12 protein-coding genes are annotated in these 11,910 nt (G+C 40.8%); 8 read left to right on the top strand and 4 right to left on the bottom strand.

Annotation, left to right across the window (positions count from 1 at the left end; translation table 11 throughout):
* The first annotated feature begins 270 nt into the window (after positions 1-270).
* Both RMZ42_RS04600 and RMZ42_RS04605 read left to right on the top strand, forming a co-directional pair.
* Positions 271-468 carry a hypothetical protein gene (locus tag RMZ42_RS04600; protein ID WP_094348028.1) on the top strand — a complete coding sequence of 66 codons (198 nt, stop codon included), beginning with the start codon at positions 271-273 and terminating at the stop codon, positions 466-468.
* A gap of 80 nt (positions 469-548) precedes the next feature.
* The gene (locus tag RMZ42_RS04605) at positions 549-1,025 is read left to right on the top strand and encodes a Tic20 family protein (protein WP_322670288.1); all 477 of its coding nucleotides are present in this window, start codon (positions 549-551) and stop codon (positions 1,023-1,025) included.
* 3 nt (positions 1,026-1,028) lie between these two features.
* Here RMZ42_RS04605 and RMZ42_RS04610 read toward each other — a convergent pair whose 3' ends face one another.
* Positions 1,029-1,802, bottom strand: coding sequence for a fumarylacetoacetate hydrolase family protein (locus tag RMZ42_RS04610; RefSeq protein WP_322670289.1), 774 nt, complete (start codon positions 1,800-1,802; stop codon positions 1,029-1,031).
* Positions 1,803-2,184: 382 nt separating this feature from the next.
* Between RMZ42_RS04610 and rpsF the strand changes: the two genes are divergently transcribed.
* Both rpsF and RMZ42_RS04620 read left to right on the top strand, forming a co-directional pair.
* Positions 2,185-2,541, top strand: coding sequence for a 30S ribosomal protein S6 (gene rpsF, locus RMZ42_RS04615; protein ID WP_322670290.1), 357 nt, complete (start codon positions 2,185-2,187; stop codon positions 2,539-2,541).
* 227 nt (positions 2,542-2,768) lie between these two features.
* Entirely contained in the window at positions 2,769-3,329 is a 561-nt protein-coding gene (locus RMZ42_RS04620) for an Npun_F5560 family protein (protein WP_094348024.1), read from the top strand.
* A gap of 480 nt (positions 3,330-3,809) precedes the next feature.
* Here the strand turns inward: RMZ42_RS04620 and RMZ42_RS04625 are convergent, their stop codons facing one another.
* The gene (locus RMZ42_RS04625) at positions 3,810-4,163 is read right to left on the bottom strand and encodes an STAS domain-containing protein (RefSeq protein ID WP_322670291.1); all 354 of its coding nucleotides are present in this window, start codon (positions 4,161-4,163) and stop codon (positions 3,810-3,812) included.
* 454 nt (positions 4,164-4,617) lie between these two features.
* Between RMZ42_RS04625 and RMZ42_RS04630 the strand changes: the two genes are divergently transcribed.
* Positions 4,618-5,247 carry a DedA family protein gene (locus RMZ42_RS04630; RefSeq protein WP_322670292.1) on the top strand — a complete coding sequence of 210 codons (630 nt, stop codon included), beginning with the start codon at positions 4,618-4,620 and terminating at the stop codon, positions 5,245-5,247.
* Positions 5,248-5,369: 122 nt separating this feature from the next.
* On the opposite strand, the gene RMZ42_RS04635 is transcribed toward RMZ42_RS04630, so the two are convergent.
* Together RMZ42_RS04635 and RMZ42_RS04640 are read right to left on the bottom strand one after the other, a co-directional pair.
* Positions 5,370-6,572 (bottom strand): argininosuccinate synthase, encoded by a 1,203-nt coding sequence (locus RMZ42_RS04635; RefSeq protein ID WP_322670293.1) that lies wholly within the window; start codon positions 6,570-6,572, stop codon positions 5,370-5,372.
* Between the two features lie 445 nt (positions 6,573-7,017).
* On the bottom strand, positions 7,018-7,779 hold the full coding sequence (locus tag RMZ42_RS04640) for a PEP-CTERM sorting domain-containing protein (protein WP_322670294.1): 762 nt from the start codon (positions 7,777-7,779) through the stop codon (positions 7,018-7,020).
* Positions 7,780-8,272: 493 nt separating this feature from the next.
* Here RMZ42_RS04640 and RMZ42_RS04645 point away from each other — a divergent pair, with 493 nt between their 5' ends.
* The 3 genes from RMZ42_RS04645 to RMZ42_RS04655 all read left to right on the top strand — a co-directional run bounded on the left by RMZ42_RS04645 (position 8,273) and on the right by RMZ42_RS04655 (position 11,423).
* A complete protein-coding gene (locus tag RMZ42_RS04645; protein ID WP_322670295.1) occupies positions 8,273-9,535 on the top strand; it encodes an anhydro-N-acetylmuramic acid kinase in 1,263 nt (420 codons plus the stop codon).
* 202 nt (positions 9,536-9,737) lie between these two features.
* Positions 9,738-10,184, top strand: coding sequence for a hypothetical protein (locus tag RMZ42_RS04650; protein WP_322670296.1), 447 nt, complete (start codon positions 9,738-9,740; stop codon positions 10,182-10,184).
* A gap of 225 nt (positions 10,185-10,409) precedes the next feature.
* Positions 10,410-11,423, top strand: coding sequence for a glycosyltransferase family 2 protein (locus RMZ42_RS04655; RefSeq protein ID WP_322670297.1), 1,014 nt, complete (start codon positions 10,410-10,412; stop codon positions 11,421-11,423).
* Positions 11,424-11,910 lie beyond the last annotated feature (487 nt).

Genomic DNA, 11,910 nt, shown 5'->3' on the forward strand with positions numbered 1-11,910 from the left:
CAATAGACACAACGTACAATAAATTAAAATTCGCTTGAGAATTGTTATTGAATCGTAATTGCCCACATTTTTGCTACAAAGAGGTAGGATGCGGTTCTTAAGTGTCCTCTGCGATCACCCAAGTTAGGCGCAAAGCGAGATTGCAAATCACAACACTTAACCACACAAAACGCATCCAATCTATCAGAAGTGGCTCTTTGAACCGCTACAAAACACGTCTTCCCTTGAGTGAAATGTGGGTTGACAATGAGAATTTACAGGAGGGATTCGATGCTAGTCATTTTAATGGACGAGCAAATCCTTGCCCCTGAGCAAGTTTGCCAGTCTTGTTTACTCGCTGACGGGAGCGGTCAACCTCGTTGGCGTGGGGGTCAACTGCGCTGTGGTCAAGCCATTCGCAAACTTACTCAACAGCAGCCAGACCAATATGAATGTATGATGGGCTTTCGCATCGCCCATATAGAATAGTTGAATTTCTCAGCAAGACCAGCAATTGCGTTATCCTATGCTCAAGTAACTATTAAAATTTAACCACAGGAGAACGCATAATGTCTTGGCGCGGGTCTACAACAGTTTCAGATCGGATTTTTGCTTCCTTGCCTTATTTGCTTCCTCTAATTGAAGTTTTTGTATTTGGTAGATATTTACTATCAGAGTTTCCACCGTTACAACTACTGTTTTTACCGCTTCTGCCATTATTAAGAATTTACTACGGCGTGCGTTATGCAGGAATGATTATTTTCTTTGCTTTATTTTTGCTGGTAGTAAGAAATGAAAAAATTAGTCATTTTATTCGTTTCAACACCATGCAAGCAATCCTTTTGGATATCATTATCTTTTTGTTTAGCATCCTAACTGATGTTGTGGGACTAGTTCCTTCCGGTGGTTTTGCAATCCAAACTCTATCCACAACCATTTTTATCGGCATAGTGGGAGCAGCAGCATATTCAGTCATCCAGTCTGTGAGCGGACGTTATGCAGAAATTCCAGCGATTTCTGATGCAGTGTATATGCAAGTGCGTTAGAAGTTAACGGGACGCTACGGTGTTTTCCAGGCGACCGATACCTTCAATTTCTACGCGGACGCGATCGCCTGGATGCAAAGCACTTACACCCTCCGGCGTACCTGTAAGCACCAAATCACCAGGAAGTAGCGTCATCACCTGACTGATATAGGAAACTAAAACATCGGGGGAAAACACCATCCGATCGATACAGGCAGATTGAACTGGATTAGCATCGTCATTCACAAAAGTCTGCAATCTCGCTCCTGGATTTAATTCTCGCACAATCCAAGGCCCCAAAGGACAGAAAGTATCAAAACCTTTGGCTCGCGTCCACTGACCATCCTGTTTTTGTAAATCCCGCGCTGTTACGTCATTGGCGATGGTGTAGCCCCAAATTTTGGTTTGGGCTACCTCTGGCGTACATTCAAAAGCGTAATCGCCAATCACTAGAGCCAACTCTCCTTCATAGTCAACTCTATGTGACTGGGGAGGATACTTAATTTCCCTTTCAGATGGAATGATCGACGTAGGTGGCTTAAGAAAGATTAATGGCTCAGAAGGTACTGGAGTTCCCATTTCAGCCGCATGATCTGCATAATTCTTACCCACGGCCACAATTTTTGAGGGAGCGCAGGGAGCCAGAATTTGGTAATTTTCTGGTGTCAAAGTTAAATCAGTGGGTTGTCCTTGTAACCAGGGTGGAGCATCTAGCACCTGTACATTCAGGGATAGCTGTAGTAACCCATAGTAAATCTGTCCTTCTGGATTTTGAATTCGCACGTAGCGCTGCGCCATAACCTTGATAAATACCTTTTTTCTGCTTTTTAGTTGCTGTGAGTACCTAGCAATCGTCAGTTAGCTGTTTAGCCAACCGATTGAGCCTTGAGCAAAAAAGCGATCGCTATAAGATGCCCTTTAAAGAAAGATACCCCTTAGCGAAGCTGATAGCTCGATCGATCTTGTGAAAGAAATATCAGGATTGCCTCTCAACCTAGTTTTCATTAGGGACATGCAAAAAATCCAAACTTTGGCGATTTGGCTAATGAAACAAAATTGAAAACTGGTAAGATTATAGTTCCTTGTTGCTTCAGATGTTGATTAATACTGGCATTTTAAAGAAAAGACAGGTATAAATTAATATCAGCAGCCACTTTTGTCCATGAGGAAACTGAAAAATATGACTACAAATTACGAAACAATGTACATCCTCCGTCCTGACTTGGGAGAGGAACAGGTAGAGCAAGCAGTTACTAAATATCAGAATTTGCTTCGCGAACAGGGTGCTGAAGAGATCCAAATTCAAAATCGTGGTAAGCGCCGTCTAGCTTACGAAATCAAAAAACACCGGGATGGCATCTACATCCAGTTAAACTACAGCGCGCCTGCAACTGCGATCGCTCCTTTTGAACGCGCTATGCGTTTAAGTGAAGAAGTGATTCGCTACTTGACAATTAAGCAGGACATTGAAGAAGAAAAACCCCCTAAAGAGGAAAAAGAAAAGCCTACTAAAGTAGCTGCACCTGCAACAGTGTAGGGAGGTGAGGTGCATGAGGGAGATGAGGGAGTAGGGGAAGCAGGGGAAGAATTCCTAACTCCTAACTCTCCACTCCCCAATCCCCACTCCCATTCAATAAAATTTTGTCTTTTTCTTTTTTCGTCACTTGTTTGGGAATGCTAAATTAACAAATACTTGCCAAAGGTAGTACTCCCGCAGTTATACCTAAGAGTGGACAAGATTCTGAATGGGAGCTTTAAGCTACTGTGAGCCAATCTGATACACCTAATATTCAAGTTCTCTCGACGGAAGTATCGCAGCTACGCCAGGAGCTGCAACTTCGCGATCAATTAGTGCAACAACTATCTCAAGAACTTTTCCGGCTGGTAAAGGGTAACACTAGTTTTATGCCACAGCAGCCGGAATTTGAGCGCGATCTGACCCAGTTACACGCTTTACAAGAACAACTTCAAGCTGTAGAACAGCAGGTGGCGTTCTACCAAGAGCAAATTACAACTCGTGACTCCGAAATTTATCAATTGCGACAGTCAGTTCAAGAACTTACCGACCGCACTCGGATGTTGGAGCAAGTAGTACAAGAGTTGCCTCAAATTTACCGTCGGAAGTTTGAGGAGCGGATGACGCCAGTGAGAGAAAAGGTAGCAACGCTACAACGGGAAAACCGCCAACTGCAAGCAGAACTGCAAAGTGTGAGTTACCGTTTAGCACTCAAAACTCGCAATGCTAGTCACAGCGGTATTGATTTACCAAATTTTCCCCGCCCAGCATCCGAACAAACTAATATTTCAACTCCCCAGAATGCCTAAAATTATCATAATGGTGGAATCTAAGAGGTAAGAAATTGGTGCATCAAAACATCTTGGAGGCATCCAAGTAGTAGATCGAGGCAAAAATAACTATAAAGTTAGAAATAACCTAAAAGCTGAGATTTTAACCTTTCTTACCTCCTGCTTCCTTTCACTAGTTACGTCCCATATAAAACAATTAGCTTAGAGTAATTTGCACAACCCTGGATTTAAAAGGCTGGGGAGTGTCACAAACAGTTGCATTTGATTTGATCGATTTTGGCAATTTTTGACTTTACTGCTTTAGGTAGATGACTTCCAACTAATGCAATTTATACTACCTAGCTTCAAAGATATGAATTTCCCTCAACATTCTTCTCTGGACAATAAACAAAATCAGCCTGCTAGCACCAGACTGTTATTTTAAAGAGAATATGAAAGAATATGAACAAATGCAAATATCGCTTGACTCCGCCATCCTTCTGTAGGTAGATTTATTAGTTAGTCTGCTAGCATCAGACTGTTATCTTTAACGTTGGTAAAAATATCTTGGTAAGTGTCAAAAATTTCAAACACTGTATCGAGTTGGGTAAGTTCCAAAATCAACCGTACAGGAGCTTGTACATTGCATAGAACTAAGCGGCAACCACTCTGACGTGCAGCTTTTAAGCCTTTTACTAAAGGAACTAACCCAGAGCTGTCCATGAAGTTAACTTCTGCTAGGTCGATAACCCAGAGTTGATAAGCTTGAGGGACTACTCCAGCCATTTGTTCGCTCAAAGCCTTACCGCCTTGCAAATCTATGCTTCCTTGGGGTTTAAACAAAATCACTTGAAGTTCTTGTGTGAAAGCCATGAATTTAACAGGGTAATTGGAACACTTGACAAAAAATTGAAAAAGACATCAATACTTCTTCTCTTTCAACGGTAAAATGACCTTTTACCCAGATATTTGGGCAATTTTAGTCCTACAGTTGAGAGAGATTATTTCAGTATTCATGTCGTATAATTTGTGATAACTTTCATCAATATAGGCATAAGCGCCTAACAATTTCGGTATCAACCGTATCTTTTACAAGATTTTCACAATTTAAACGGATATTTATAAATTTTCTATAAAATTTTTAATCTTTTTTTAATAAATTATGAACATGTGGTACCAATCCCAAAATTTGTATATTTAATAGTCATAAATTAATAGTTCCCATAGAGTAGAAGTTATGTATTAGTTTGATTGACACCCCACCCAAAAACAAGCAAAAATGTAAAAATATAGTAAAAGTAAAAATTTGTAAAGACGGCGGTGTGGAATGTCTTTAGAGCTGATTTCACTAGAAAATATCCAGGAAGTTGCTCATAATTACGGGTATTGGGCAATTTTTTTCGGAATTTTGCTAGAAAATTTAGGCATTCCCCTTCCTGGTGAAACCGTGACCTTAGTAGGCGGGTTTTTAGCTGGCAGCGATGAACTAAATTTCTGGCTGGTTCTCGGTGACGCAATTATGGGTGCTGTCATTGGTGGTACTTGTGGCTATTGGATTGGTAGAGTTAGCGGTTGGGCTTTTCTGGTAAAAGTTGGCAGTATATTTCGGATTTCTGAAGTGCGGCTGCTGAGTATTAAAGATCAATTTAGTCAAAACGCTGCTAAAGGAGTGTTTTTTGGGCGTTTTTTGGCATTGTTACGAGTTTTTGCTGCACCACTAGCTGGTATAGCTGAAATGCCCTTTAGAAAATTCTTTTTATATAACTTTTTAGGAGCAGTTGCTTGGGCTAGTTTGATGGTGACATTAGCTTTTTTTGCTGGCAAAATAGTCTCTTTAGAACAATTGGTTGCTTGGGTGGGTCAATTTGCGATCGCAGCTTTACTAATCCTCGCTGCCTTAATTATTGTGCCCCTGTGGCTGGAGTCTCGCCAAGTTAAAGGTGCAGCAGAAGAGTAAGTCAAGCATAAACTAAGTGAGGAGTGAGGAGTAAAGAGTAAAGTAAAAAGTGAATTTTTTTAACTTTTACTTTTGTATTTTGCTTTTTTAACTCCTAACTCCTAACTCCCAACTCCTAACTCTTAACCCCTAATCTGCTTTGACCAAATGCGAGTCGGTAGTCCCCAAACGTATATAAAGCCTTCAGCGGCTTTGTGGTCAAATTTATCCTCGGCTCCGTAGGTTGCCAAATCAGGAGTATAGAGAGAATTATCGCTCGAACGCCCAACTATCGTAGAGTTGCCCTTGAACAACTTCACTCGCACAGTTCCAGAGACTTGCTCTTGTGTCTTTTGAATAAAAGCATCGAGTGCAACTTTGAGTGGACTGTACCACAAACCGTTGTAAACAATTTGGCTGTAAGTTTCTTCAATCCCACGCTTGTAATGGGTAACGTCTGCTGTTAGCGTCAAGCTTTCTAAATCCCTATGTGCTTGAATTAGCACCAACATTGCAGGTGATTCGTAGATTTCCCGCGATTTGATCCCCACCAGACGGTTTTCAATCATATCTATCCGTCCGATGCCATGATTTCCCACCGCCTGATTGAGTTCTTCAATTAGCTCAACTGGCTTTTTAGCTATTCCATTGAGAGTTGTGGGGATACCACCCTGGAAACCAATTTCAATGTACTCTGGCTCGTTGGGAGTGTGAGCGATCGCTTTGGTCATCTCATAAATTTCTTCTGGTGGCTCAAATGAAGGATCTTCGAGTAAACCAGCTTCAATACTACGACCAAGCAAATTTTTGTCAATACTATAGGGAGAAGATTTTTTAACTGGTGAGGGAATACCAAACTTTTCCCCATAAGCGATCGTTTCCTCACGACTCATTCCCCATTCTCTGGCTGGTGCGAGGATCTTCAGGTTGGGGTTTAAGGCGGTGACAGAGACATCAAAGCGAACCTGATCGTTGCCTTTGCCAGTGCAACCGTGAGCGATCGCATCAGCACCATATTTTTCGGCTGTTTCTACTAATATTTTGGCAATCAGTGGACGAGCTAGGGCGGTTCCTAGAGGATAACGATTTTCATAAAGGGCGTTGGCTTGAATCGCTCCAAAGGCGTAATCTTTAACGAAGCTGTCTTTGACATCCGCCACTAGGGATTCACTTGCACCCGATTTCAGAGCTTTTTCTCTGATTGGCTCTAATTCATCTCCCTGACCTAAATCTGCTGCTAGGGTAATCACCTCTTCCACACCCCACTCTTGCTTAAGGTAGGGGATGCAAACTGAGGTATCCACTCCGCCAGAATATGCCAGGACAACCTTTTTGGCGCGACCCATTAATTTCTCCAGTTAGGACAACAAAGAATGAGTCATTATTATATCTAAACTAATCCACGTATATTTTATTCATGCAATAACCTATAGGAGTCAAAATTACGGTTCACTCTCAATACAGTCTGGTTAAGCTCTAAGCAGTATTGAGTAGACCTCTTGCACAAATGAAATGTAAAATTTGCCCACCTTACGGGATCTTGCTACATCCCTCAACCCCTTCTCCCAATTTTGCATGAATAAAAAGTCTAGTTAAAGAAAATTTTCTTAGCTTGCTGCGCGTAGCATTGACTGTAGAAGAAGCCCCGATTATAAATGGCAAATGGATTAGGGCGAGTTTACCTAAGTAAACTCACCCTGAGTTGCATTTTATATTAACTAAGTTTTGAAATCCTTCTACAGGCTAAGGTTAGACTATAGAGAAAATCTTACTGAGTTCAGATTGATATGTTTAATGAGATTGTCTTACAGTTTGTAACTTTTCGTTCTTGCGCTTGCGTAGAAACATACCACCTACAGCCAGCATACCTAATGTAATACTAGGCTCAGGAACAGACTTAGGGTCAAAACCTGTAAATTTGTCAGTTCCTAGATGGAAAGAATGGTTGTCGCTTTCAAATCCACCACCACCTGTTTGGGTAATGACAATCTTGTTGAAAATGTCGTTGCTACTATCTGAGTAGAAGTGAAGGTAGCCATTTCCTTCACCGCCATGCTGTGATGCACGAATTGGAGCAACTGGGTTCACATCCTCAGTTGTAAATGATTTGATTAAATTATCGCCATTGTAGAAGGAAAAAACGTTACCAGAACTAATAGCTCCCCAGTCAATACCGAAATAATTGAGGGAACTTGCAAGGTTAATTGTGACTTTATCGCCGTTGAAAACTGCCAAATACTTCCCATTATTGACCTCACCATTTGCCCCAGCAGGTGCCCATACATCTGACCTCACACTGCTGGTTCCACTGTTATTCTCAAATGAGTATTTAGCAAAACCAGTGGTTGGTGCTTGACCATTATTGAAGTTAACAGTTGTCGTACCAGGAAGTTGAGTAAACTCAGAAAAAGCACCTTGGTCAGTTTCTCCATTAGGGCCTGCAATGCCAGTGGTTATTTGGAAGGAAATAGCCTGGGCAGAACCTGCATAGATAAATGAGGAGATTGCAGATAAAGATAGAGCAGCGATACAAGCAATTTTTGTAAAAGACATAATCTTGAAATTCTGTATTTTTAATTGTTGAAAAGTTCGTTTGCGACTTGGATTCATTATGTAGTGTCTTCTAGAAGAAACAATAGGATGAAACTACTGGATTTGTATTTATTGAAAAATTCCTATATTTAGCCAACATTTTGCCCTATTCTTGAACAGAAATCAGTAGTTTCACTTGCAGAAAAAGTGGATAGTATATCTGTTATTTATCTGAAATTAAAAAAGTTGTAAAGTAAGCCTGCATATATTAAGAATTTGTATCTTCGGATGTTGTCCTGATTAAGGAGCAATTAAGATAACAAACAAAATTGTTTTAAATTCTTTGTTTCCTGATAAATATAAATAGATTCGTGGTATTGCTATTGGTTTTGAGATTCTTCCGTCGCTATATTTACTTTTTCTTCTGTAATTAACTATGCAACCTGAGTGTTTTGACATAGCTATTAACATGAATTAAACTAAACTCTTGCAATCAACAAAAGAATTTTGACCGATGCATCCAACTGAAAAAGCTGTTGTCCCTACTCGCGTTATTGGTTTAATTAGTGGCACATCCGTAGATGGCATAGACGCTGCGTTGGTAGAGATTTCCGGTACAGAATTGGATCTCAAAGTTGAGTTGCTAGCCGGGGCAACATATCCTTATCCAGCCCAACTCAGAGAAAAAATATTAGCAGTTGGTGCAGGCGTTGCCATCTCAATGGCAGAATTAGCGGAAATAGATGATGCGATCGCCCAAGTCTTTGCCCAAGCCGCCCAAAATATTCAAATTGGTCATCAGCGCGCCACTCTCATTGGTTCCCACGGTCAAACGGTTTATCATCGACCACCCAAAGAGGGAGCACAGGGAGCAGAGGAGCAGGGGAGCAGGGGGAGAGAAACGATCGCTACCCACGGGCTAAACCCTAGCTATCCGTTAACAGCATTGGGCAGTCCTTTGGGTTATAGTCTTCAACTAGGGCGAGGTGCATTAATTGCACATCTTATGAACATTACGACTGTGAGTAACTTCCGCGTTGCTGATATTGCTATTGGTGGTCATGGTGCGCCTCTTGTGCCTAGAGTCGATGCTTATTTACTCAGTCATCCCCAGGAGGGGCGTTGTATTCAAAACATTGGTGGTATTGGCAATGTTGCTTATATTCCACCTCGGCATGGAGACTGGCTCTCAAAAATTCGTGGTTGGGATACTGGCCCTGGAAATAGTCTGTTGGACCTAGCGGTAGAGCATTTAAGCGGTGGTGCTAAAACTTATGATGAAGATGGCAATTGGGCAGCAAGTGGTACTCCTTGCTATCAATTAGTAGAACAATGGCTCAACCAAGACTACTTTCATCTACCGCCGCCCAAATCCACTGGACGCGAATTATTTGGTGTGACTTACTTGCATCAGTGTTTAAAAGATGCTCAAGCATACCAACTCAATCCTGCTGACGTACTAGCAACTCTCACAGAACTTACAGCTGCTTCAATTTTTCATAGTTACCACACTTTTTTGCCAGAAATGCCACAACGGGTACTATTATGTGGTGGTGGTAGTCGCAATCTATATTTGAAACAAAGGTTACAGTTGTTGTTAGGATCGATACCAGTCTCCACAACAGATGAAGTCGGCTTGAGTGCAGATTTTAAAGAAGCGATCGCCTTCGCGGTTTTAGCCTACTGGCGACATTTGGGTATTCCTGGCAACTTACCTGCTGCCACTGGTGCACCTCAAGAAGTACTTTTGGGAGAAATTTACCAAGGTCAGTTCTGAGTCAAGAACAATAAACAAGATAAAAAATTTCTCCATTCTCCACAGGCTAAACGTCCCGCTATCGCTAACGCAACTTAGCACTGTCTTTATCAATATTCAAAGCTACTATCTTTATAGGCTAAACGTCCCGCTATCGCTAACGCAACTTAGCACTGCTATAACTGTAGTCTTGGCAGCACTCAAGCAAGACAAGGAATAAAAGGTGGCTCATACTTTTTTATTGGAACCAGGACGCTGGGCAATGCAAGGAAATTGGCTGGAACGTAATGGTACGCCAATCAGCGTCAAGGGTATGACATTGGTAGCTTGGAATCGAGATAACTGGTTTACTATGGCCACAAAACTGATATTTCCAGGTAGCGATCGCTCTGAAATCTCTTTGCAATATAAGGGGCGGTTGCATGATGGAGAGCGTCAGTATACTTTTTTACTACAACATAATATTTTGGGGCAGGTTGAAGGCGAAGGCTGGATTGGTCTAGATACTATCGTACAGCGTTACTGGGTACTAAGCGATCGTCAGCGTCGTAGTGGTTTTGAAACCCTACACCGGATTTCGCAAGATACATATTACCTCAGTAGTGGTATCTTGGCTGGTCATTTTTTAACTAGCACAATGGAAGCTAGCCTAGAGCGTCAGTCAGCTTAAAAGCAGCCCTACCTCACCGCTTTGCTGTTCTTCTAAGCCAAAAACTGCCGTTCAAAGAACTCTGGCAACGCACTGGTTTACCAACGCCTAATATCTCCTACCCGACTTTAACCACTCATCGTATATTCTTACCGACCTACTGAGTTGTATAGTAAAAAAGAAACGATCAAATTATGGTCAGGATTTTAGTATTTTACCTAACCATGTAGTCAGGAGTTCAGTTTCGTGAATCCTAAAGTCTCTGTTATTATCCCTGCTTACAATACTGAAACTTATATTGGAAAGGCAATAGAGTCAGCCTTAAAGCAAACACTCACTGACATTGAAGTTATCATGGTCGATGATGGCTCAAGTGATAAAACTGTAGAAGTCGCTAAAAGTTTCACCGATCGACGTCTCAAAGTGATAGTTAATCAGCAAAATGTTGGAGCGGCGGCGGCACGTAATCGCGCCTTCAGAGCAGCCCAAGGAGAATGGATTGCTGTACTTGATTCAGATGATTGGTATGCTCCCAAAAGATTAGAAAATCTTGTGTCTCTGGCAAATCAAACAAATGCAGACATGATTGCTGATGATGTTTATTTGATCGAAGACGGTACAACATCTCCTTGGAGTACATTGATTCAAGAAAGTGGAGAACGTATAGATAAAATCTTCCAAATTGATATCGTTTATTTTGTAGAAACTGATGTCTATGGGCAACCAGGGTTGCATCTTGGCTTAAGCAAGCCTCTATTCAAACGAGAATTCCTGATTAAGAACTGCATCGAGTACGATGAAGAAATTAGAATGGGTCAAGATTTTTGGATTGACATGAAATGCTTAATCAAAGGAGCTAGGTTTTTTATTGAGCCAAAACCCTATTATTTCTACCGTTCACGCCCTGGTTCTCTTGTATATCAAAGCCAATTACCACGTCTAAATCAATACTGCAAAACTACTACTTCTTTCATGCAACAAGACATTGTGAAAAATAATCCTACTCTAATGCGTGCTCTATCTTATAATCTCTCAGTCTATAAGAAAAATCTAGCTTATCTTCAAGTTGTAGAACCTATAAAACAAAGAAAATGGTTAACAGCATTCACAGGAATCAGGAAATATCCGGGTTTCTTTTATGATTTTATGTCCAGATTTCATAGTATTGTCGAGCGTCGAATTCAATATTATATAATGAATAATAAATCAAGTTTTGATATATATCCTAATCAACAGGAAAAACGAAAAAACAACACTTAAATATTACAGTTTACCAATGAATAATGCATTATTACATAGTAATAATTAGCTTGAAGATTAAAAAGATTGTTAGGTAATCAGAAAATTTTTTAAAAGTATTGGGTGAATATAATTCGTTATTACATAAACTAAGTCTATCTTCGTGAACTAATGCGAATTTAAGGGTTTGTTAACCTACAAAGACAGGTTTATCAAATTAAACATGGCTAGTTGTCAAATTATTTAATTGGGCAGTTAAAACGTCCAGATATTGCTATGTCAATGGCTTAGTTTTTAGGCAGTCGGCGCGCTCCGCACGCCATTGCTTAATCAGTTGCGTAAGTCCTGGTGTAGCCAAACTAATGCCGTCTTCTCCCAACACAAACCAACGTCTCGTAGAGAAAAGGAGATGCCAAGAGTGATAGCGCATTAGTCAAAATTGGGCAAACTAAAACTACACCACAATTTTTGAATGCACTTGTCCTCCCAAATATTTACAAACTGCTTT

Source organism: Nostoc sp. DedQUE05 (assembly GCF_034530955.1).
In the GTDB taxonomy this organism is placed as follows: Bacteria; Cyanobacteriota; Cyanobacteriia; order Cyanobacteriales; family Nostocaceae; genus Nostoc.